This window comes from Candidatus Nitronauta litoralis, assembly GCA_015698285.1.
GTDB lineage: Bacteria > Nitrospinota > Nitrospinia > Nitrospinales > Nitrospinaceae > Nitronauta > Nitronauta litoralis.
Genome location: CP048685.1, coordinates 115,761 through 138,111, shown reverse-complemented (window position 1 = coordinate 138,111; position 22,351 = coordinate 115,761). Strand labels below are relative to the sequence as shown.

Here is a 22,351-nt window from a genome sequence, read left to right as displayed (position 1 = left end):
AACATTTAAGCTGGTTTCCTGATAAGCGCTTCTTCTATCAGTTTAATTCCTTCTTCCCAGATTTCTTTTTCAAGTTCCAGTCCACTGATTTGAGTTTCTGATAATACAATCAGAAAGTCCTTTACTCTTTTAAACCGGTCCTCGGTTTGAGTCAGCGCCCAGTCTTCAAGATAATCTTCAAAGGTCTCGGACGGGTTGCGATTCAGGTTTTCCTGCGTTGTCCCCAGAAATTCACCGGCTTTCAGCATTTCTACGAACAGTTCCTGCGCCTCCGCCATCAAGGGACTCAGCTCATTCGGGGCAAAGCACTGCCGTTTCCGACACTCCTGCCTGAGATCATTGATTCCTTTCATCGTTTGACTGAGCTTCGCGCGCAACAAGCCAACGGTGCTTATCCACACTTCAAGGTTCTCTTGCGGGTTCATAAGCTTGAATCCTCCTTTGCAGGTGGACTGGTTTGAGTGGCAGATTTTTTTTCGGCAGGTGCCATATTTTCAGGTGAAGTCTTGGTCGATTCCTGAGCATCCTCATATCTTAACGAACCCAGGCCATAAACGGTAGCGGGAATACGTTCCTTCATTGTGATTTCTTTCGCAGCCATTTGAGCTTTCATAATGTCTGTGTATCGGCCCACTCGCACCGTGTACCAAAGTTGCTTTTGGTGGTCCCAGGCACTGACCAAAAATGCGGGGTATTGTTTGGCCTTAAGTTGATCCAGACGAATGCGAGCCAGATCTTTGTCCAGATAGGTCCCCACTTGTACGGAGTAAGTGATTTGGCTTTTACCCAGATCCTCGGGAGTGACAATCAGAGAAAGTGATTCCTTATTTTCTTTTTGTTTAGGCTGAGAGGTTGCATTTGCTGAGGCAAGTGGAGGCGTTGTCTTTTCAGGAGAAGGCTGAACTTCAGCAGGAGCGGGGTCAATTTTTTTCTCAGGACCTGCAGCCGTCTCACTCTGGAGGGCGGGTTGAATAGTTTTCTCAGGTGGAATGGTTTTGGTTTTTGTGGTTGCAGCATTTGCATCGTTTGCTTGAGGAGGAGGTTCAGGGGATAACCCGGCTGACTCTTTTGGCTTGTTGGGTTCTTTCGGAGAAAGCAATTTTTCGTTGGAATTTTTTTTTCTGTTTTCAGAGCTTTCCAATGTATTTTGTTCATTGGGTGTTGTGATATTGGAATCTTCTGGTTTAGGTGCGCCCTGGTCTTTGCCGGGGAGTTTGGCTAATAAATCGCCATCCGGGATTCCCACCGAATTCCCCCTCCATTGATTGCCCAGCCAGAACCCACCCGTGAATAGAAAAAGGGCAACTACAATCAAAACAACAAGGCGAATAATGAGTTTCATAAATTGAAGTTGTTTCCGGGATCAAAAGGGAGATTTAAAATCAGGAAGGGAAAGGTGAAAACGATGCGCATGGTTAGTTTCCGAAAATGAAATCCAGGATTTTTTCCAGCCATCCTTTTTCTTTCGGAGGAGTCCCGGGGGGCTCTTCAGGTTCGCCGCTGTCTTTATAAAATGTAGGAGGGCCCAGTGATTTTCCCTCTTTGAAACTTTGAATCTCTCTGGGTTTGCCGTTTACATGATAGCGAATGCGTTCGCCTTCCAACCGGTCGTTCTGAAAATGTGCTTTTTCTCGAATGCCACCTCCAGGGTAGTTTCCAATGCTGGGACCATGCCGCAAATCATTTACATAGGTTACTTTTGAGATTTCATTGTCTTGTCCATCATAGCCAATGACCTCTCCCTGAAGCCTGTCCTGAACATAGTTTCTTTTTACGAGAAGTTTTTCCTGCTCACTATAAATGAGTTGCTCACCATGTCGCTTTCCTGCACGGTATTGAGTGCTGCTGGATAAAACTCCCTTGTTGTATCTAAGTAAAGCCCCTTCAAGCTTTCCATTCTTTATTGTGAGCTGTTTGCTGATTGTGCCATTAAAATCGAATTGTGTGACAGGTCCCTCCAAAACTCCATTTACATAATGCTCTTTACGGATGAGCTTCCCTTCCTTGTCATAGATTTTTGCTTCTCCATGTTTTTTGTTTTCTTTTAGTGGAAAGCGTTTAAGGAGCGTTCCGTCTTTGCCTTCAACTTTTTTATCAGCGGGAGTTGAGGGTTTCCCATTGCCTTCAGAAGCCTTAGATGCTTTTGGTGGCGTTTTGTCCAGACCTTCGGTAGATTTTTCCTGTGACAGGGCCATACGATTACCCCAGTGAGACGGTACTTCCGGAAACGGCAGCTTCAACATCTGCTGATGCTGTGACATTCATACCACTGACCGTTGCTTCATTGGTAGCGGTTACAGAAACATCGCCATCCGATTCGACTGTTACGTCGCCACCTGCCGAGTTGGTAAGGTCACCATCGGATTCGTTTTTCAAATCTCCACTTGCGGTGACTGTAATGTCACCATCGGATTCTTCTGACAGGTCTCCACCTGCTGTCGTGGAAACATCGCCATCAACCTCATTACTGTAGTCACCACTGACAGCGAGTTCATAATTGTCATCAGTGGAAATAGATATCTTGCCCGTCACCTCAATGGTGAGGTCGCCTTCTACTGTGATTTTGTAATCACCATCCACCTTGACTGTGTAATCACCTTCGTTAGTTCGCGTTTCATCTCCAGACACCGTGATTTCGCGGTCCCCTCCAATGGTGGTGGTTTCATTGCCCTCGGTGACTTCAAATGTCCGGTCTCCCTTCGAGACGGTGAGAGTGTCGTTTTCTTCTTCAATTGTAGTGGTGCGGTTTTTTGTGATGGTGCGGGTTTCATCATTCAGGACTTCGATGTTCATATCTTTTTGGGCGTGAACAAATATTTCCTCTTCGTCTGCTTTGTCTTCAAACCGGAGTTCATTGAAACCTTCAGCATCTTTGGAAGAATCCGATTTGATTGTGCTTTGTGTTTGATTGGCAGGCAATTCGTAGGGTACCGTCTGGTCGGCATTGTAAACACAGCCTGTTATCAGTGGCCGGTCCGGATCACCATTCAGGAAGCTCACCACCACTTCCATGTCGATACGGGGAATAAAAATATTTCCCCAGCTTTTTCCAGCCCATCCCTGTGTGACCCGTATCCAACAGGAACTGTCTTCATTGTAGGTGCCTTCCTGATCCCAATGAAACTGGACTTTAACCCGACCGTACTTGTCTGTGTAGATTTCTTCTCCAGCTTTTCCGACCACCAATGCGGTTTGAGTCCCAACAATTCGCGGTTTTGGTGTTTCTGTTGCAGGACGAAATGGTGTGTCTGCCGGGAAGGCGACAAAGGAGTTGTGGTAGGAGTCCTGGGTTGCTGTGAAGTTCACACTATAGATCATATAGGTGTCGTTGATGTCTTCCCGCTCGTGCTCTTCCAGGGTGAATTTGTAACCCGAACGAAAGTCCCTGCAATTACTCTGTCCATTAACAAGTCGCACTGGGTATTCCAATGACTCCATCCTGATTTTTGCTTTACTGTCTCCCTTGGCCGATTTTGTAAAACCGCCCGGATATTCATAAACTCTAAGGTCTGTTGTTTTATGCTCTTTTAATGCATCAACATCGGATACCAGCAGGTCGGTCGCAGGGGTTTCAAAGTCAAAGTCGTCCATCGCATATTTTCCTGTCGCGACGGATTTTTCCAAAGAGATCTGGCTGACTGTATCATCCTCGATCATGGAACTATCCGGAGGGCTCATACTGACGGTTGGTACTCCAGGGCATTCCGGGTGGGCGGTGGAATCATCAGACAGAATCAGGGTATGTTTATCCTCGGCGTGATCGAAGTAATAACAGATGCCATTGTCTTCCATCAGGCGTTGCACAAAGTTATACGCTGTTTCCTGGTATTGAACGCAGTATTCAACTTCCTCGTAAGTACCGGTCAGGCTGTCCTTGTAATCAGTGAAGCCCAGGTCGTCGAATACTTTGGTGATAATGTCTGGAATTTTCATTTCCTGGAATATCCGGCTGTCACGTGTCAGGTGTAATTGCCAGAGCCATGGACGAATTTCTGCAAAGTACTTACACTCGGTTCCATCGTACGCACCCTGAATAAAGCGCGTGCAGATGCCGTGAAAATATTTTTTTTCACCCGTGCTCAAGTCCATGGTGATGGTGATGTCTTCGCCCACTATCTTGTCAAAATCCAGTTCGTATTCCTGCGAAACCATTTCCAGGTAGAAAAAATAGGGTTCTGAAATTTTTCCCTCTCCATGGAATGTTTTCAGCAGGAGCTTGTCTGCCCCCAGTGGAGTGGTGAGTTTAAGGCTCAGGTTTTCGTCATCGTATTTTGCCATTTACGTGTTCCTTATCTCGTAGGCAAAGTTGCCATCCGGGTTCAAAGTTACCTGCACTGTCTCGACACTGGTGCCTTCCGCCATTTTTTCCAACATCGTTTTCCCTAGATCGGGCAATAGTGTGTGGGTCAGAATATGATCTACATTGCGGGCGCCGGATTCGACTTCAGTGCATCGTTCCACTACAGCCTCGATAACAGAATCGTCAAAATTTAGTTTTGCACGGTGGTTGTCCTCAAAACGACCCTGGATTTTGGCGAGCTTTAGGCGAGTGATGTCGCGTATTTCTCCGTCACCGAGAGGAAAGTAGGGAACAATCACCGTACGTCCAAGAAAAGCAGGTTTGAAGGTTTTGAGCAGTTCGGGTCTGAGGGCTTTTTCAAGGTCACCGGCTGAAGGTGACGGGCCACCGTTCTGGCAAAGACTCATAATCACATCGCTTCCAGCATTCGAGGTCAACAGGATCACGGTGTTTTTGAAATCAACCTGCACTCCTTCGCTGTCTTCCATTTCTCCTTTATCGAACACCTGGTAAAAAAGCTCGACCACATCATTGTGCGCTTTTTCAATCTCATCAAGCAGCACCACACTATAGGGTGCGCGACGTACAGCTTCGGTGAGCACTCCACCCTGACCGAAACCAACGTAACCTGGTGGTGATCCCTTGAGATTGGAAACGGTGTACGATTCCTGGTATTCGGACATATTGATTTTGACCAGATTCCGTTCGCCACCGAAAAGCAAATCGGCCAGGGCCAGTGCCGTTTCTGTTTTTCCAACACCGCTTGGCCCTGCGAGAAGGAAAACTCCGACCGGCTTCTCCGGATCATCCAGATCTGCTCGAGAGGTGCGAATGCGCCTGCAGATGGCTTCAAGACCAGAGTCTTGTCCAATGACACGCTCCTGGAGATTGTTTTTCAGATCCAAAACATTCTGGATTTCGTTTGTGAGCATTTTACCAACAGGTATTCCCGTCCATCCTGAAATCACAGAGGCAACCACCCTTGAATCCACAAATACAGGAACCATGGGTTCTTCACCCTGGAAGGCCTCCAGTTTATTCTCAAGTGCTATTATTTTTTGGGCGGAGTCATTTTCTTCTTCGCGAAGCTCGTGAATTTCTTTTACCATGTCCTGCTCCTGGTACCAGCGTTTCTCCAACTGTTCCAGGTTTGATTGTGTGGATTTCAACTGCTCCTGCAGGTTTTCCAGACGATCCTTGTGTGAACGTCCTGCTGTTTCCTCACGCTTTAGAATTTCAATTTCCAGGCGTAACAATTCGATGCGTCGTTGGGCATCTTCCACTTTAGGAGGTGTAGCATTTTGTCCCAACCCAACCCGTGCACAGGCAGTATCCAGAACACTTATGGCCTTGTCGGGAAGTTGCCGGCCTGTAATGTAGCGGTCAGATAAAATCACGGCATCAGAAACCGCTTCGTCGAGGATAACGACCTCATGGTGCTTCTCAAGATGTTCGACGATCCCGCGAACCATATCGATGGCCACATCAGGTGACGGCTCATCCACCTTGACTACTTGAAATCTTCGGGTGAGTGCCGGGTCTTTTTCGAAATATTTTTTGTATTCTGACCACGTGGTGGCGGCAATAGTCCGCAATTCACCTCGAGCTAAGGCAGGTTTAAGCAGGTTTGCGGCGTCACTTTGCCCTTGTTGCCCCCCAGCTCCTGCGCCAATAAGGGTGTGGGCCTCATCGATAAACAGGATGATCGGGGTGGGTGACGCCTTGACTTCGTTGATAACCGATTTGAGACGATTCTCGAATTCTCCCTTAACACCTGCTCCCGCTTGTAACAACCCGAGATCGAGACTGTGGAGAGCAACTTGTTTTAAAGATGGGGGGACATCGCCCACCGCGATACGCAGGGCAAAACCCTCGGCTACGGCGGTTTTCCCTACGCCCGCCTCTCCGGTGAGGATCGGGTTATTCTGGCGACGACGTGTGAGGATGTCGATGACTTGCCGGATTTCAAAATCGCGCCCCTGGATGGGGTCGATCTGGCCTTCCCGTGCGCGCTCGGTCAGATTGATTGTGAATTGGTCAAGAGCGGGATTTTTGGATTTTGGATCCGAGGCCGCTTTGCTCTGGGTCGTTGGGTTTGAACCATTACCTTTTGTTCCCGCGTCTCCTCTTGGCGTAGCCGCCTTTGGTCCTGAATCTTCTACAGTTCCTTTGCAAAGTTCTTTTACATCCTGCCGTAATTTATGTCGAGGTATCTCAAGTAATGTTTTCGATGATTCAACGAGTACTCCACGAAGGGCCTCGTGACTAAGCAACCCGAGCAGGATAGCTCCGGATCTTATTTGGGGTTCCCCGAATACCAGGGAAGACATGATCCAGCCTTCTTCAAACATTTGCATAAGATGAAGAGAGAAAGCAGGGGTGCGATTGTTACCGCGATCAAACTGGTCGATAGCTGCCATGAGTTCACGGTTTATTTCACTAGCATCGAGGTCATAATATTTCAGGATGCGATTGAGGTCCGAGTCCGGAGTTTCGAGGAGTCTGACCAGGAAATGCTCCATCTCAACGTTATAATTGGTTTGGGAAACGCATAGCGCAGCTGCGGTTTCAAGACAGGTCCGGCAGGTGCCGTTGAGTTTGCCGATCAGTTCCTTGAGGTCAGTTTTCATGGTTCGGTTGGGCCTTTGAAGGGATTCTGTTAGGGGACAGGACCACCTGGTCGTCATCGTTGCGGAAAAAGCGGGTCCGGAGCCAGGAGGTCCAGCCGAGACGGGGACCTTGTCTGTGGCTCAAACGCGATGCAGGAACTTCGGCCGATTTCAGTTTTAATTGAACGTCAAAATCGAATTCATCGCCAGTGTAGAAGCGGGTTATTTCGCATAGGTGCTGGAATCCGGGATTGATAGGAAGGAAGTCTTCAAACTGGCGAAAAGTCAACGGACCGACAACCAGTCGGAATGAGCGTTCCTGGTCCCAGACCTTACTACCGAGAACGATGTTTTGACCCAGGCTCCTGTTCTTTCCGAAAATGCCAATGGAGGTCAATTGATCCTCTTCGAGAGTATACCACCTTCCTGTAAGTGACTTCCCTTTCACCGGAATATTAAAAAAATGGGAAGTGATATTTTCCAATCCTGCAAGAGACCGGGGTTTGAGAGCCAAGAGCCCTGTGTAATACAACAAGGATTTGTCCGGAGATTGCATCCGGTTTTTCAACCCCCCGGTTCCCAGGCCCATTAAGGCAAGAAAATATTTGTGGAAGGCGTTGTTTCCCGGTTCCTTGTTGTCAAAACCCAGGTGCATGGTTTTGCGAACACGGTAGAGGAGTGAAATCAGCCGGTGATTGAAAATGTCCAGGAAATCGCGAAGCGCCGTGTCATCATGTTTCAGTCTTTCCAGCAACACCTCAGTGTAGGTGTGGGGAAGGGGACCGAGCGCTCCCGCAAGACTCATGATGTTCACCTTCATTTCAACGGCATCGCCCTCTTGCTCAGGCGGAATAACCTCTTCAACTTCGTTGGGTGGAAAGTCGAGTCCGGTTTTCCCCCTGAACTTTACTACGATCTTCGAGGGATCGGAGCCTTCTCCAGCAGGAATGCGTTCGGGGTGAAGGGACTCCAGCAAACGAACCGCCTGGAAAAACTCAAAGGCGTGTCCTTCTGCGTAGAGCCAGTCTTCTAAAGAACGATCTTTTCGCCAACCATAGGTTGCCATCGTTTCCAGGTTCCGTCGCGCTGGGCGCTTTTAATGATCAGTTGGGTAAAGGAGTTAACAGATGCGTAGAGTGCAAAAAACCTGTTTAGAGTTGAGGCCATTAAGAACGCGCTGTTGCCGACGTAGGCTTTCTCATCGAACGTAAGCGTGATTTCTGTGCCCCGGCAAAATCCACGCCAGGCTTCATGACCCGCTCGTCTAACAACTTTTCTGCATTGCATGTCGCGCAATCCCTGAACTTGTTGTTCGGAGGATTGCCGATTTGAAAAACTGTACAAACGGAGAATTTCCTTGAGGGCTGCGAGGCTGCCTGCGCCTCCATCTGAAAAGGAAAGGTGATTCAAGGATAAATGGGAAATGAGTTTCCACAGAGTTTCCCCTCTCATGGCCGGGGTCAACTGCGGCGTGGGTTTCCTGAGGCAGCGGATGAATTGTAAGGGCGCGGCCTCCTCAATTTGCAATTTTGCGTTATCCGGTAACTGCTCCGCCAGATCCCTGTTGGTACACAGGGTGTGCGCGAAAATGATTTCAGATGGGGGTTGCCGGGGATTGAACTTGAGATCGACGAATCTCAAAATCATTTCTGTGCCAGGCAGATCTTTCCTCCCCGTAGGTTGGCGTGCAGCGTACCAAAACGCATCCTGGCCTTTGCTCGTCATTTCATGATTGAATGAATAGAAAGGAGCATAGTCGCGTGTTTCATCTTTGGGGTCAGAGGACCCTGAAACTTTGAGAATGGAGTGGATTTCTGTAATGCGCTCGCGCCTGTGATCCGGTTGAATGCGGTATTCAGTTTCTCTTCCTTCAAGGCGGATGGGTTCTGATGTTTTGGTAAACAAATTGATGATTGGCGTGCAACCAAGACAAAATGTTTTTGGTGTGATCACCATACGGTCGCGTGGTTTGCGATCCAGCAGGATGAGCAGGTCGACGGTTTTTTTTGATGTGATTCGATTCAGATGTTTCACGCGGAAAAACATATAGTTTTCCGGGAAGGTAAAATATTCCTGCACCATGCGATAGCCAGGGTGCGCCAGGCGATTAAAAGGAAGAATGTCTTCATCCGGTTCAAACCCGACGGGCGTTATGCTTTCCTCAGGAAGAAAAACCGGTGTTTTTGAATTTTCAGCCAGTAAGCCGACCTGCCGGACATTGCAAAAGAGTAATTCGTAAATTTCATGACAGGTGGAAGACTCGTCGTTGAGGTAGAAAACCAGGTTGTCCAGTTTCAACTTGTCCAGAGGGGCCCCATTGGTGGAGATTCGTAATCGCAGGACGGTAGCGATGTCTGAAACCTGATCAAGAAACTCGTATTTGTCGGTCGATTCGAAAACCGCTTCTTTTACTTCAAGTGGCCACAGGGTGACCGGGTAGCAGGTACGGAACCGGCAGATTTCACCCTGTCCTGTGGTTGAAAACAAAGGAGTTTGTTTTTTGATGAGATGGCCGCTGGTCAAAAGGCCCTGCTCCGGGTCCGGTTGAAATTGCGCGATGCTCATGGATGGCACCGGGTTCATGAAATGGGGATACAGGACATTCAATAAAGCTGAACTGACTTCGGGAAACTCGTTCTCGATAGAAATCTGGATACGTGCTGTCAGGAATGCGAAAGCTTCGATGAGCCTTTCGATATTGGGGTCCTGGCTATGCTCGGTGCCAAGCTCAAGTCGGCCGGCGACTTTTGGATATTTTTCGGCAAAGGCCTGCCCCATTTTTCGGAGGTAGGTCAGTTCTCTTTGGAAATAAAGTAGGTGATCGTCCTGGCTATTCAGCATTCACAGTCACTTTGCCGGTGTCGTTTCGGATGGCGATGGGAAACGAAACGGGTTCTCGGATGTGATCCAACTGGACCATGCCTTCAATTCGGACCACGATTGATCGTTCATTCGGGACAGCTTCATCAACCGTGACTTGGACTTGTTGAAGGCGGGGTTCATAACGGATGATGGCTTCTTTTATGGTTCGGGCGATGGTGATGTGATCGTCCTCGGCATTTGGGTTCATGCCTGTGGTGTCGGCAACCCCATAATCAATAACACTTCGGTTGCGTGTTTTAAGGTTGGATTTGGAAACGATGCATCGGGTGTTGAGTACCCGGTCCAGTTCACGAATGATGGAGAGAAATAATTCGTCTTTTGTGTAGGTCCGCTGTGGACGGGGCTCCTCGTCCGAATTGAGGTCTGTGTCGACCAGACGGTCGAGAAGCCCCGCACGTGCGGGATCGTGTTTCGATTTACGTGGCCAAAGATCCTTAGACCGCTTCATTCTTGAACAGGTCCCAACCGGATTCTTTGTTCCCTTCCTTACCGCCGCCGCCTTCTTTCTGCGGCAGGTAATTCCAGGTGATCTTTGCATAATTAAACGAGATCGACTCATTTGGAATATCACCCGCGCCACCAGAAACAGAATAGTTTGTGATGATAGCGTCGGACAGAACATATTTAATGTACTCAATCGGCGTAGGTTTGGCACTGGTTGTATCCGAACGCCAGCATGAGATTGTGATTTTTTTGAGTGCCCGGCCGGTACAACAAGCCGATGCGATGTCCGGGGTTCCAATGTCCATTGATTTGGTTACGGAGAAATCGGACAGGTAAACCCGTTCAACCGTTGCGCCACCAGCCGTACTGCGGGTGGCGGCTGCAGGTTGATTGGCCGCAAAGGAGTAAGAGTGGATTTCAAACCAGCCCTTGTGATCCTTGTCGGTGGATTCTCCCTTGATCCCATCTATCTCCATATACATGTCACCAGCCATGTATGACTCCTTTCATATTAAAGGTCATTTGGATGCCTCATATTTAGAATGACAACCAACCCGGGCTGCAACAAAGTGCAACCCGGGTAGTATATCAGTTTTTAGCCACCAGCGGGAGGCGGCAGTTCCGCCACCAGACGGATCGATGCCGTTAATTCTTCCAACTGGAAGTGCGGGCGAAGGAACACAACGGCGTTGTAGCAGCCAGGTTTTCCGGGGATTTCCGTTACATCCACGCGGGCTTCCCTGAGCGGGTACTTCGCTTTGGTTTCCTGGCCTGCTTCATCACTCAACAGGACGTAGCTTGCTATCCAGTTGTTGAGGTAAGAAGCAACATTGTCTTTCGTCATAAAACTACCGACTTTGTCCCGCATGATCGATTTGAGATAGTGGGCAAAGCGTGAGGCATTCAATACATAAGGCAACAGAGCTGACAAGCGCGCGTTGGCGTTTGCCGCATCCAGATTGTAGACCTTGGGTTTATTAGTTGTTGCTCCACCAAAGAAGGCCGCATAATCCGTGCCTTTACAATGGCACAAGGAGATGAAACCCAGATCGTTCAGTTCCTTTTCCCGGCGGTCAGTAATGGAAATTTCAGTAGGGCACTTGAGCGCAATATCTCCCTCATCGGTTTTGAAGGTGTGGGTGGGCAGGCCTTCGACCTTACCGCCCCCTTCAACACCGCGAATTGCAGCGACCCAGCCGTGTAATGAAAATGCGTTTGTGATCCGCTCGGTTAATACCCAGGCCGAGTTGGTCCATGCGTATTTGTTGTGATCCCGACCGTCGACATCTTCTCGGAAGTCGAGACCTTCTACAGGGACTGTGTCCGGTCCATAGGGCAGGCGGATCAATGCGCGCGGCAGGGTGAGAGTCACATAACGGGAATCTTCTGACTCACGGAACGAGCGCCATTTGATAAGCTCAGCACTTTCGAAAATTTTTGCAAGATCCCGGGGAACACCCAGATCGGTGTAACTGTCGAGATCAAACAGGCGTGGATGAGCAGCCGCAATAAAGGGAGAATGTGCCGCTGCAGCCACCTGCGAGATCTTTTCAAGCAATGCCATGTCCTGTGGATGGCGGGTGAATTCGTAGTCACCGACCAGCATGCTGTAGGGGTGCCCGCCAAAAGTACCGTATTCTTCTTCGTAGACCTTTTTGAACATCGCGCTCTGGTCAAACTCGACCGCTTTTTCAAGGTCTTTCAGAAGGTCTTTTTTGGAAACGTTCATCAACCGGAGTTTCAGGGTTGTGCTTGTTTCCGAGTTCATAACGAGATAGTTCATACCGCGCCAGGAGCTTTCCAATTGCTGGAAAGCTTCGTTGTGCATGATTTCGTTGAGCTGATTTGTAATGAGCTCATCGATCTGGGCAATACGGTTACTGATCATCGCCACGGTGTCGGCGTTGACGGTCATACCCTCGTCCAGAATTTGTGTTGCAAATTCGGCAACGAGGTCCTTGGCGTAATCCAATTGGGATTCGTCACGGGCGATACGGCCGTTTTGAATGATATTGTCGACGAGGCTCAATTCTTCTGCTGTGGCTCCGCCTTCTGCACTGGTTTCTTCAGCCATTAGCCTTCTCCTCCTTCCTCGCCTTCCGCTCCTTCGCCTTCTTCATCGGCAGGGCGGGCGGCTTTCATTTCGTTCAGACCTTCGGTGTTTTCGACAACTTCACCCAACAGACGGTCGAGTTCATCATTACCATCCAGTTTGGTGAGAAGGTCGCTCAGCTTCTGGCGTGCTTCATATAATTTGCGCAGTGCAGGGACCTGTTTGACGACTTCAACTGGTTCAAAGTCATCCATGTGACGGAGTTTCAATTCCACATTGAGTTGGGAATCGTCATCCAGAATGGTATTTTTGACCCGCATGGTCAGACGCGGCTCGATTGATGCCATGATCTCGTTAAAGTTATCCCGATCAATTTCGACAAACTTGCGTTCCTTGAGTAGCGGCAGCGGTTCTTCGGGATTTCCCGAAAGGTCCGCCAGGATTCCGACAACGAACGGAAGTTCTTTCATTTCGATCGCACCCAGGGTTTCCACATCATAAGTGATCTGGACTCTGGGTGGCCGAACCCGGCCTAATTTATGCTGGATACTTTCAGCCATATCCCCTCCTTTTTAGAGGTTTCCATCTGGTTAGTAAAAAGGTAAAAACTCTTATAAAAAAACACTGAAAATCTAAATTCCATCCCCATTGAAATTAATCGTCTGTTTCCTCTGGCCCTGTTCCCAGTCCCAGAAGGTCGTAAATGAATCGAAGATCGTTATCGTCGCGCACTATTTCTATCAATAACTGATCGAGGGTCATGTCCCCCCATGAAACCGCTCGCCGGACGAGGTGAGGTGTGGGGCTGTGTGGCTCGGTACGTTCGAGATAATCCGCAACCTCAGTGAGCAAACGATAGGCTTCGCTTCTGGACCTGATTTTCCCTGGGGGGCCAGACACACCGTTACTCTGAGTGGTTTCATCCTTGTTTCCCAGGTTTTCCAAGCCAGTGTTTTTCTGTTCTACATCAAGGGCCTCGTTATCCACGGATTCGGTTCCCTCCTCGATAGATTGTGCCGGCTGACCAACGGGCTGGGGGTCAATTTCTTCAGCCTCAATTCCCTGCCGGTTCAGGATCTCTTCCAGCAGCCGGTTGATAGACCGCAGAGCTTCCCTGTACTCCAGCAGACTGGGGGATTCCTTTCCGCATTTGTCGTCCAGGTATCCTTCAAGGTTCCTCAGCCGGTCTCGTGATCCTTGCACCTGGGTTGCCAGTTCCCGGTAGAATTCTGGCGGCGTATGGTCACAACTCGCAAAAAAACGATTGTAGTTGAGCTCTGATTCGAGATTTTCCCGGGCTTTTTGATTTTTCCTTGCCTCATTCTCGTTGCGTGCTGCTATTTCATAGTCTGCAAATGTAACCGGTACATGCTCGCTCAGTTTTGGAGCAGACAAGGGAATCAATTTTAATTGGATCGTAAGTTTGGAATTGATCCATTCAAACGGGCGGACCCTGGCGTCAAAGTCTTCTTCATCAATCTGGGGGTACACCGTATCCCAAAAATGTTGGCACAAACGAAACAACACCTCCAGGCCGTGTCGGATTCCTTCAAACCCGTAACGGTAAGTCCAGGCTTCGAGCAGCCAGGCTGCTATCTGGAGGTCCTTGGTGCGTGTTTCCAGGGCCTCCACTGAATGCTGGATGACCAGGTCCCAGTCGGCTTGCTTCAGGTCTGTTTCCCAGACACCCTGTTCGAGTCTGGGATCGTCCCGTTTCCGTGCGTCCTGTATTTTGTCGTAGGTGCCCTCGTACCTGAGGGACTCACCTTCGGGCTTATCTTCACTGATGGGGGCATCAAGTTTTTCCCAACCCACCCACCGAGGTGTTACCGAAATGGTCATAGATCAGAGCCTGCCTGTTTCTGGTTGACCTCATATGATTTTTTCTGGCTCCGATAACCCCTTTGCGAAGTACTGAAAAGGATTGTGGTTGCCATAGTTTTTCCGTGTCTTTTCAAATTTTCTTTTCGCCCTAACTATTGAGGCCGTTTTTAAGTAAAGGGGCCTCAAAAGGCAGTGCCGGTAAAATGACCCTTTCTTTTGTTTTGGGCGATTTAACCACCACCCGGACAAAGAACCGGGTTTCCCCGGATTTGGGGGTAAAGACTTCTTTTTGCATTCGGTCTTCATCCCGCTCAAGGGTTTTAACCTTGAATCGCAAAGTATGAGGCATAGGATCACCCAACGGTCCAAAATCTTCTACTCCCGCTTCGTGGCGCGAAAGTAGTTGAATCAATGACCATTGATTATCGTATTCGAAGGTGACCGTCCGCTTGTCGACTTGAGCACCGAACCAGTCCCCCGAAGACACGGGGACATCCGGAGAGTCTTTGGCCCACCGAAAAGATAGCCGAATGGGATCGCCGAGATCCCAATTTAGTGGCGTTTTCTTTTTCCGGTGATCCTGAACTGTCTCACCCTTGGTTTCGAACTTCCATTCGATAACCTGGTTGGCCCCACTCTCCGCACTTCGGTTCACTCGGAAATCAACATCCAGTGCATAGGCTGGCAATTCTGATTTTTCCAGAGTGAGATACGGCGCGAAAAAAGGCCGCGCTTCTTCCATTAGATATATGAATTCTAAAGCATTATCTCTCGAATGTCCAAATTTTGTGCTCTTCTCAAGCTGTCCCAGACTGTGATCCAGATAGCGGTCCAGCAGGTGATAAAACTTTCTGAGGTCAACCGGGTCGGCTTCATTTATGATCGAATTTTCGCCTAGTGGTGCAAACGGGTATTTACCCGCAATCCGATTGTTAAAAAAGGCCTGGACTATAGAATAGTCACGCAGAACTTCATCCCGGGCCAGCAGGCGGCATTGATCGGATAATTCCTTTTTCAACAGATACAGGTTTTTCCCAAAAAAGTCCCGGGCCGTTCGTTTAAGGTCTTCAAGCGGGATTTTCTGCCGACAATTTTCAGGGGTAATGGTTTCCATTTCCACCTTGATGAAACGCTCCAGAAGGGTGAGCGTATTACTGGTTCTTTTAGCATCGTATCTGTCCAGTTCCACCAGAATCCGATGCCATTTGGTGACCAGTCTTTCCTCGAGCTGGCCGCGCTTTATAGTGCGGTTCACCAGGAAGTTCACCAAGGGTTCCGAATACTGTCGGGCCAGGTATTTAATTCGTTCCCTCTGAATTGACAGATAGTAGGACAGCTCTTTGTCGTCCAACGCGTCATAGGCTTCCAGAGAAGCAGGCGTTAGCCCAGTCCACCAGGAGAAGTTCCCATCCTTGAATTCATACAACCCTTCGGTTTCCAGTACCCGGTCAACATTATTGAGCAGGTGATAACCGTGGCGAGTCACCAGATTGAACAGGGACCGGGACGATTCGGTGAAATCCAGCTCAAAGAAAATATCCATGAGACGCCCAAGAAGCGGAGCCGATTTTTTGAAACTTCTTATTTCAGTAGCCAATTCTTCTTCTTTGCGATTAAAGGCGAACTGCTCGCGTACGGGTTTGAACGTCTGGCTTTTGGCCACCAGTCTGTTCATGCTCGATTCGAGCTTTTTCATTGAGGCGCGCTGCACTCTGGTTTTCAGGGAATCCGGAAACAGAGGCAACGTGTTTCGCTCAAAATCCTGGTAGTCCTGGTAAAGATCTACAGTGGACGCTAGAATTTTCGGATTCCATGTAAGACGGTCATTTGGTGCAATTTCCGCTACCAGCTCCTCTCCTTCGTCCTCAACAGTCATGAAATCATGACTCAGGAATTGTTGAAGGGCATCTTCAACTTTCTTTACCCCTTCACCAGGTTCCATTTTGATTTTGCTGTTTTCCTGTTTGAGAAGCGGGCCTGTGAGGGATGTGCTTTGTCTCAGTAGTTTTAAAGAAAAGTCTTCGAATCCTGCTTTACCCATTTCTTGAATTTCATCTCTGAGTTCTGGCCCAAGGAAAGGGGAGGTCCCGATAGAAGCCAGCAACTCGTTAAATTTGGGCCCGAGGTTTAGTTTTGATTGGCCCATCCAGGCGAATTCGGGTCGTGCAATGAGTTTTTTCATTTCGAGAATTTTTACAAGCAGAGCTTCAAAGCTCCCATTTCTGTTTCTGCCAAATGCCCGTGATCGATCCCCGTAGTTGTTTTCCAGATCCTTCGAAAAATTTTCCAGGTGAGCGAGAAAATTATTTTCTTCATATAACCTGATAAACAAATCCTGTGAAAGTCCTCTGACTTTTGGAATTGCTTCAAGATAACGGGTGATGGTCGGATCGTAGGAACTGTATTCGACCAGTTTTAAGGCGTTATGGTAATACGAAGCGTTTTTATAAAAATCTTCTGGAAGATCAAAGTTGAACAGAAACTTAACAACTTCGCCTAGTTGCGATAGGTTTTCGCTGTTTTGCAGTCCATTGTAAAGCTTGGCGATTCCCCAAAGCTTTTCGAGTTCAAGGACCACTTTTCTCAAGCGTTGCATTTCTGGGATTTCTTCCAGTTTTACTGGAACAGTGATCAGTTCCTGACCCTCAATGGGTTTTTCAAAATCCTGATCTTCTACGCCCTGGAGGGTTTCTTTAATTTTATCTTCCAGCTTGAAATAGAGTGATTTCAGAATGATTTTGTCATAGGCGATTACCATGGATTGGCGAATATCAGAATCTAGATCGCTAAACCAGGACCAGGGAATGAAAACGTTGGTCAGGCTACTGGTGTTGATATTCGTCATTCCATTGAGCAGGTCAACCGCCATTTTATTAAAGGCCAACTCCTCTTCCGGGCCACGCACTTTCAAAAATCTCAGCTTTTTGTCGATATCCTCTAAAAGAGGGTTCAAAGTTGCTTTTTCTTTTCCGAGATCGTTGTAGCTCCACCACAAACCTAGTGACCAGATCACAGCAATACCGATTAAAGCGGCTCGCAAACTCCAGGTCAGCCGGTTCCTCCATAAAAATATTTTTGCGGTTGGACGGGCCAGTCTAAATTCAGGAAATATTTTTTGTTCAAACAGATCTTTTAAAAAAGCCAGACGCTTGGGACCCTTTGATGATGGAGAAGAGGCTAAACTTCGCTCTTTCAAAAGGGCCGGTTCAAGGTCGTCCGTATTTTCTTCGGAGACCTGTTTGGTCTGGGAAAGGTTTTGCATGGGAACCGATGAACCTTGTGTTGCATCCCCAACAAAAAACATTCCACGGAAAAAGAGGGCTTCATGATAGACGCTTTGCTTGAATATATGATTCGTGTAGGTGCGGAGCGGCTCCATCATGGTGCTGAAGTCGCTGGGGAACATGAAGAAGTCATCGGAATCATGGACCTGAATGCCGTCAACGATGACTTCGATTTGAGTCTGGTACAGGTTTTTGTATAAATTTTCGAAAGCTTCGTCTATCCAGACCGAGGAATAGGCTGTGTCCAGAGTGTAGGGGTTGGACCATCCCAGGACATCCTGTTGCAGTCCTTTTGGCAACTCTCCGCAGAAACTTTTAAAGCCCCGGACATGATCGCATTTGGTGACCATCAGGTAGACCGGGAGCCGCATTCCCAAAACCTTCTGGGCACTGACCATTTTATCGAACAGGGCCGCTGCTTTATCGCCTACCTTGATGACACGTTCGTTCAGTGTTTCGGGTGGCCCAACAAGATCAGTGGCAGGAATGGTCAGGATAATTCCATCAATGGGTCTCTGGGGACGATGGCTTTGTAGCAGTTTTAGTAGCTTTCTCCATCCCCTGTGGTCGGTAGGGTGGCCATCAGTACGGAGGACATAATCGCCATCGACATCGATAACAATACCCTGGTCGAAAAACCACCATTTCCACCCCTCCCGACTGCCTTCCATGTTTTCCTGGGGGGCACCGAGCGGCAGGGTGATGTCTGTGTGATGGAGAGCTTCTGTTTTGCCCGAACCGGTTTCACCAATCAGCAGGAACCAGGGAATCTGGTAGCGATGATGGCGACCATAAACATTGGCTTTAAGAGTAGCCATTGCGCGACGCATATTGCGTCTCAACCTGAACCAGGATGCAGACCGATGACTTCGCTGGTTGCCGATGGTCTGGGTGGATTCTTCTTCGTCCTCCATCCCGTCGGCCTTCCGGTTCTTTATTTTGTAATAGACGAAATACAAGAGGCCCAGCAATAGCAAAACGCCCAGGGTATGGGGAATCCAGTACGAAATGGATTTGAACGTACTGTATGCCTGGTCCAGGGTTGGGTTCATTTTATGTTCGCCTGATATCTAATCACGCTTCATCCAGTATCAATTGAATAATCGTTTCCAATTCATTGGTCATGACATGCCAGATATTTTGTGAGACCAGCAGCAACACTGCCAGCAATAGGGCAAGATAGAGAAACCATTTTTGAGGGTGCTCCAGTTTCAGCCCAACCCCTTCACCTATATTGTGAAGGTAGGCTTCCGGGCAGAAATGTTTGGACTCGCTTAAAATGTCGGGGGATCGGTGGAAAATAAAATTGAACAGTTCTCTTCGGTAAAAATCGAGGCGCTCCATTCCCTTTTCCTCACCCCGGAAACGTCCCTGAAAACCGAAGGCCAGGGCCATCAGGTATACCTTGGCGAGGTCAGCCTGCACTGGATCTCGATGTTTCAGCAGCTTGTCCACCTTCTGAAAGAAGATGTCACCTGCGGCATGGGACTGGAAAAGTTTGGTTTCGAGGAGGTTGGTGTACCAGGCTTCCCGACCTTCCCAGTCGAGCTGAAGAAATATTTCATCGGCTAATGCAGCCATGACAAATTGGGCGTCCTTGTACAATTCCCGGACATATTCACCCCCGAAACGATTGGCAGAAATTTCCTGTTGCTCGAGGAGGTATAGCAACCGCTGCCAGACCAGATTGGCCATGTTCTGGGACTCGTCTTCGGTAATGGCCTCTACTTCATTTACTTCGCCGGAACTTTCCTCTTCTACGGACTCTACGGAGCCTTCCGGAAATGCCATTGCCGGTTGGGTTGCCGCAGGTGTGGTTGCAGGGCTGTTCATCCAGCCTGTGGTCGCTATCTGTTGTTTCAAGCGAATGACTTCGTGGTAAAACTCACGAAAACGGGCCAACAGGAAAGAATCGCCCATCTGGACTATTCCGTTCATGGGAATGCCTTGGCTTAAGAGTTTTTTGCCTATTACATTTATTATCGGTTGGAACTATTTATACCATAATTAATTAAAATTTCAATAAACTTTTTTGAATATTCGATTGAAATAAAAGGATTTATAGCATATTGGCAAAATACCGGTTGCAGGCGAAAAACCTCAGTTCCCGAGCCACCTGGAAAAGAAAGATCGGATTCCTGTTGGGAAGGATGGAGTCAAACGGGAGGTGATATTGGTAAGTTCGCCAGGCGTTATTTTCAAATGATTTGCCAGCCAGATATGCAGGTCTTTTTCCAGATTCTGGTTGCCTGACCAACCTTTATGTAACCTTCTAACTTCTTTTGAAATAGGATTTTGTGGCGATATCATTGGTGAAAAGAGGGGGGCTTCAGGCGGGACTTTTCCTATTCTTTGAATGGCATAGGCGAACAGGAGAAGCATCGATTGATTGAGGGATCTGCCATGGGCTGAAATATCGCGGTGAAATTCATTCAGGCCCTTTTTTAGAAAGGGTTTTCCGGCTTCCTTGTAAGTTGTGATCAATCCCTCCCAATAGCGCTGTGAAACCTGGTCCGGGAGCGCCGGTTCTCCAAAACCTACACAGCTGTCCAAATCAATTAAACAGGCCCGAAAACCGGACTTGGATGGGGAAATAAACACATTTTTGAAGTCCAGGTCCGGGTACCAGAACTCCAGGCGGTGCAGGTTGGAGAAAGTTCCATAAATGCTTATGATTAAATGATTTTTCTGCTCTATTTGTAGCCCCTCAACGCCAAAAAACTCTTTTGTTTTCCCTTTTTGGAGTATCTGGCTCAAAATTTCACCTTGGAGCCACTCAAAAAAGGCAAAGTATTCTTTTTTTCCCTCAAAAAGTGCCAATACAGTTGGGGTGTTGTGAAGTTTTTTGCCTTTAATGGTTTTTAGCAGATCCCACCCGGCAGGTTTCTCACTGAAACGTTTAACAAAAATTGGGCCAGAATCAGAGGACCACACGCCGAACCGTGTCAGGGGTGATGATTGATGCTGCCAGCATATGACATCAGGATTGAAATCGAGTTTTTTATTGCCGATTTTAACCAGCATTGATCCGCCCAAGCCAGGCCAGTGTTTTGTCGTCCTGGGTTTTTGGAAGGGTTGATCCAATTGCCTTACGGAACCCGGCAAAACTTTTGGGGGATAAAAAGAATTCGGGAGGGAGGGTATTTTGAAGGTGCTGAAAGGTTTCGCGTGTACCATCCGTTGCCAGAGCAACCAGGTGAACGTTTTGACTTTCAAAGTTTTCAGGGGAAGGCACGGAAACAGAAAACTGTAAGTGGTTGTTTTCCAGTTTCAGTCGGAGTGTCACGGCCCCCTTTTTTAGGGCGAAAAACTGGAGCAACCCGTTGGGATTACTCATAAGATACGAATCCCCAATACTGATACCGGTAAGCTGACCTTTTGAATCCAGGCAGGCTGAGGAGAATGTCGAAGCAAATTCAAAAAAGATATTGGCTTTTTCTGCGCCGCCCGATTGATTTTGCCATGCTGAAAGTTTTTGTTTTAAATCGGAAGCTGCATGTTGATCGTGCTTCAACTTGGAGTTCCATGAGTCAGTGGTTAATCTCACAGCATTATCGAAAAGATTGGAAATTAATACCGGCGTAACGGGAGACTCTTCCGGGTGTTCTAAAATTTGCCCGGTGAAATAACGACCAAGATCCTGGGCAAGGGTGCGTGAAGAGTACCCACCGATGGAGTGCATGTCGCTGGCTCCATCCGCAACCCACATCCAGCCGGTGTTCCCACCTACCATCAAGATTCCCCCGGAATCTTCTCCCAGTTCAACATTGTGAGGAGAATTGTCTTCCAGTGTCTTTTTTCTTGGGCCGGATGACGAAAGAACTTCTCCAATAAGTGTGCAGGAATTTTTGAGTTCCATAAAAGGAGTCAAGTGCCTTGCGATGAGGAGGTTTCAGACTGGGGGGCGGGTGTGTCAACGATGGACTCTTCTTTGTCAGATGGGTTTTCGGAGTCGACTCCAGTTTCTGCCGGACCGGCCCCGGATTCTCCCGCTTCTTCCAGGTCGCTTTCGGGTTCTGTTATTTCAAGGCCCTTTTGTTCCACATGAAGGCAGGCCGAGCAGAACCCTGATGCACCTGAAGCCATACGGAAAATTCCACGAAGCGTTTGTACCCGCTCGGGTGAATCGATCAGAAAAAATCCGTTGGCAGGTCCGTGTTTGGGGCAGGTGCAGGCCAGTCCCTGCATTTGGGAAACACCTTTCGCATCTTTTTCACCGATGAACGCTGTGATCAAAACAGATTGTTCATCACCGGCAAACGGATTTTTGATGGCGGAGGTGACATTGTGTTCACCATCCGTGTATATGAGCGCTCGCACATTAGGGATGTCAATAAACTCTTCCCTTTCCTCGCTACCTCGAACGACAGGATGGATAACCGGTTTGAAATCTGTGGGTCCGCCAAAACCGGAGAGGTCTCCGCCGATGAATGCCTGTTTAATTTCATACGCCAACTGAACAGCTGAGTTGATATTTGTGAAACGGGCATCGGGTGTTTCGTTTTCAAGAGTTTTTTGAATGGAGTCGGCCAACGCTTCTGGTGTGTCGTGTTCTTTAAAAATATCTTCCACACTTTTTATTGAGACCAGCTTTGGTTCTCCACCAAACACAGCTAACGCCAGGTAGGCACTTTCGCGATGGGTCATGGACTTTAATGACCAGATTCCGCCCGCTGCATTCATGGCGACCAGTTTGTAACGTGTGCCAGGATAATCACTCTCAGGAAAAGCCGGTTCGTTCATTGAAAACGAGCCGTCCATCATCAGGATGCACAGTCCCGCTTCGTTTCCGAACTCAAGGGGAGTCAGTCCGGAGTCATCGGCGGATTTAGCCGAACCTTTTTCCCGAAGCCAGCCTGTACCAAACTCGCATTCCGGCTGGTTGGTGCAAAAACCGTCAGCAGTTATGGTGTCGTACTCTTTATTGCACTGACTGCAAATGTATTGGGGCATG

General features: G+C 48.3%; 17 protein-coding genes. All 17 read right to left on the bottom strand.

Annotation, left to right across the window (positions count from 1 at the left end; all coding sequences use genetic code 11):
* Positions 1–5: 5 nt before the first annotated feature.
* On the bottom strand, positions 6–425 hold the full coding sequence (locus G3M70_00575) for a hypothetical protein (GenBank protein QPJ60462.1): 420 nt from the start codon (positions 423–425) through the stop codon (positions 6–8).
* Complete coding sequence (locus G3M70_00570) at positions 422–1,342, bottom strand: hypothetical protein (GenBank protein QPJ60461.1); 921 nt, start codon at positions 1,340–1,342, stop codon at positions 422–424. Before G3M70_00570 ends, G3M70_00575 begins: the two co-directional genes overlap by 4 nt.
* A gap of 73 nt (positions 1,343–1,415) precedes the next feature.
* Positions 1,416–2,195 (bottom strand): hypothetical protein, encoded by a 780-nt coding sequence (locus tag G3M70_00565; GenBank protein QPJ60460.1) that lies wholly within the window; start codon positions 2,193–2,195, stop codon positions 1,416–1,418.
* Between the two features lie 4 nt (positions 2,196–2,199).
* Entirely contained in the window at positions 2,200–4,278 is a 2,079-nt protein-coding gene (tssI, locus tag G3M70_00560; GenBank protein QPJ60459.1) for a type VI secretion system tip protein VgrG, read from the bottom strand.
* A complete protein-coding gene (tssH, locus tag G3M70_00555; protein QPJ60458.1) occupies positions 4,279–6,930 on the bottom strand; it encodes a type VI secretion system ATPase TssH in 2,652 nt (883 codons plus the stop codon).
* On the bottom strand, positions 6,920–7,975 hold the full coding sequence (tssG, locus tag G3M70_00550) for a type VI secretion system baseplate subunit TssG (protein ID QPJ60457.1): 1,056 nt from the start codon (positions 7,973–7,975) through the stop codon (positions 6,920–6,922). The genes tssH and tssG overlap by 11 nt, the downstream gene beginning before the upstream one ends.
* On the bottom strand, positions 7,939–9,750 hold the full coding sequence (gene tssF, locus G3M70_00545) for a type VI secretion system baseplate subunit TssF (protein QPJ60456.1): 1,812 nt from the start codon (positions 9,748–9,750) through the stop codon (positions 7,939–7,941). Before tssF ends, tssG begins: the two co-directional genes overlap by 37 nt.
* Positions 9,740–10,240, bottom strand: a complete 501-nt coding sequence (gene tssE / locus G3M70_00540; GenBank protein QPJ60455.1) for a type VI secretion system baseplate subunit TssE — start codon at positions 10,238–10,240, stop codon at positions 9,740–9,742. The genes tssF and tssE overlap by 11 nt, the downstream gene beginning before the upstream one ends.
* Positions 10,227–10,730: a type VI secretion system tube protein Hcp gene (locus G3M70_00535; GenBank protein ID QPJ60454.1), complete on the bottom strand. Its 504-nt coding sequence runs from the start codon at positions 10,728–10,730 to the stop codon at positions 10,227–10,229. Before G3M70_00535 ends, tssE begins: the two co-directional genes overlap by 14 nt.
* A gap of 101 nt (positions 10,731–10,831) precedes the next feature.
* Positions 10,832–12,310 carry a type VI secretion system contractile sheath large subunit gene (gene tssC / locus G3M70_00530; protein QPJ60453.1) on the bottom strand — a complete coding sequence of 493 codons (1,479 nt, stop codon included), beginning with the start codon at positions 12,308–12,310 and terminating at the stop codon, positions 10,832–10,834.
* Positions 12,310–12,849: a type VI secretion system contractile sheath small subunit gene (gene tssB, locus G3M70_00525; GenBank protein ID QPJ60452.1), complete on the bottom strand. Its 540-nt coding sequence runs from the start codon at positions 12,847–12,849 to the stop codon at positions 12,310–12,312. Before tssB ends, tssC begins: the two co-directional genes overlap by 1 nt.
* A 94-nt stretch (positions 12,850–12,943) precedes the next feature.
* Entirely contained in the window at positions 12,944–14,131 is a 1,188-nt protein-coding gene (gene tssA / locus G3M70_00520) for a type VI secretion system protein TssA (protein QPJ60451.1), read from the bottom strand.
* Positions 14,132–14,261: 130 nt separating this feature from the next.
* Positions 14,262–18,449, bottom strand: coding sequence for a hypothetical protein (locus G3M70_00515; protein QPJ60450.1), 4,188 nt, complete (start codon positions 18,447–18,449; stop codon positions 14,262–14,264).
* Between the two features lie 22 nt (positions 18,450–18,471).
* A complete protein-coding gene (locus G3M70_00510; GenBank protein ID QPJ60449.1) occupies positions 18,472–19,335 on the bottom strand; it encodes a DotU family type IV/VI secretion system protein in 864 nt (287 codons plus the stop codon).
* A 162-nt stretch (positions 19,336–19,497) separates the two neighbouring features.
* Complete coding sequence (locus G3M70_00505; GenBank protein ID QPJ60448.1) at positions 19,498–20,421, bottom strand: hypothetical protein; 924 nt, start codon at positions 20,419–20,421, stop codon at positions 19,498–19,500.
* Positions 20,411–21,256 (bottom strand): hypothetical protein, encoded by an 846-nt coding sequence (locus tag G3M70_00500; protein QPJ60447.1) that lies wholly within the window; start codon positions 21,254–21,256, stop codon positions 20,411–20,413. The genes G3M70_00505 and G3M70_00500 overlap by 11 nt, the downstream gene beginning before the upstream one ends.
* An 8-nt stretch (positions 21,257–21,264) precedes the next feature.
* A complete protein-coding gene (locus G3M70_00495; protein ID QPJ60446.1) occupies positions 21,265–22,350 on the bottom strand; it encodes a hypothetical protein in 1,086 nt (361 codons plus the stop codon).
* Position 22,351 lies beyond the last annotated feature (1 nt).

What these genes read in the sequence shown, in the direction of transcription:
- G3M70_00505 (QPJ60448.1), bottom strand. Translation starts at nt 20,421, where the DNA reads ATGCTGGTTAAAATCGGCAATAAAAAACTCGATTTCAATCCTGATGTC.
- G3M70_00510 (QPJ60449.1), bottom strand. Translation starts at nt 19,335, where the DNA reads ATGAACGGAATAGTCCAGATGGGCGATTCTTTCCTGTTGGCCCGTTTT.
- G3M70_00500 (QPJ60447.1), bottom strand. Translation starts at nt 21,256, where the DNA reads ATGGAACTCAAAAATTCCTGCACACTTATTGGAGAAGTTCTTTCGTCA.
- G3M70_00570 (QPJ60461.1), bottom strand. Translation starts at nt 1,342, where the DNA reads ATGAAACTCATTATTCGCCTTGTTGTTTTGATTGTAGTTGCCCTTTTT.
- G3M70_00535 (QPJ60454.1), bottom strand. Translation starts at nt 10,730, where the DNA reads ATGGCTGGTGACATGTATATGGAGATAGATGGGATCAAGGGAGAATCC.
- G3M70_00515 (QPJ60450.1), bottom strand. Translation starts at nt 18,449, where the DNA reads ATGAACCCAACCCTGGACCAGGCATACAGTACGTTCAAATCCATTTCG.
- tssB (QPJ60452.1), bottom strand. Translation starts at nt 12,849, where the DNA reads ATGGCTGAAAGTATCCAGCATAAATTAGGCCGGGTTCGGCCACCCAGA.
- tssH (QPJ60458.1), bottom strand. Translation starts at nt 6,930, where the DNA reads ATGAAAACTGACCTCAAGGAACTGATCGGCAAACTCAACGGCACCTGC.
- tssA (QPJ60451.1), bottom strand. Translation starts at nt 14,131, where the DNA reads ATGACCATTTCGGTAACACCTCGGTGGGTGGGTTGGGAAAAACTTGAT.
- tssF (QPJ60456.1), bottom strand. Translation starts at nt 9,750, where the DNA reads ATGCTGAATAGCCAGGACGATCACCTACTTTATTTCCAAAGAGAACTG.
- tssE (QPJ60455.1), bottom strand. Translation starts at nt 10,240, where the DNA reads ATGAAGCGGTCTAAGGATCTTTGGCCACGTAAATCGAAACACGATCCC.
- tssC (QPJ60453.1), bottom strand. Translation starts at nt 12,310, where the DNA reads ATGGCTGAAGAAACCAGTGCAGAAGGCGGAGCCACAGCAGAAGAATTG.
- tssI (QPJ60459.1), bottom strand. Translation starts at nt 4,278, where the DNA reads ATGGCAAAATACGATGACGAAAACCTGAGCCTTAAACTCACCACTCCA.
- tssG (QPJ60457.1), bottom strand. Translation starts at nt 7,975, where the DNA reads ATGGCAACCTATGGTTGGCGAAAAGATCGTTCTTTAGAAGACTGGCTC.
- G3M70_00575 (QPJ60462.1), bottom strand. Translation starts at nt 425, where the DNA reads ATGAACCCGCAAGAGAACCTTGAAGTGTGGATAAGCACCGTTGGCTTG.
- G3M70_00495 (QPJ60446.1), bottom strand. Translation starts at nt 22,350, where the DNA reads ATGCCCCAATACATTTGCAGTCAGTGCAATAAAGAGTACGACACCATA.
- G3M70_00565 (QPJ60460.1), bottom strand. Translation starts at nt 2,195, where the DNA reads ATGGCCCTGTCACAGGAAAAATCTACCGAAGGTCTGGACAAAACGCCA.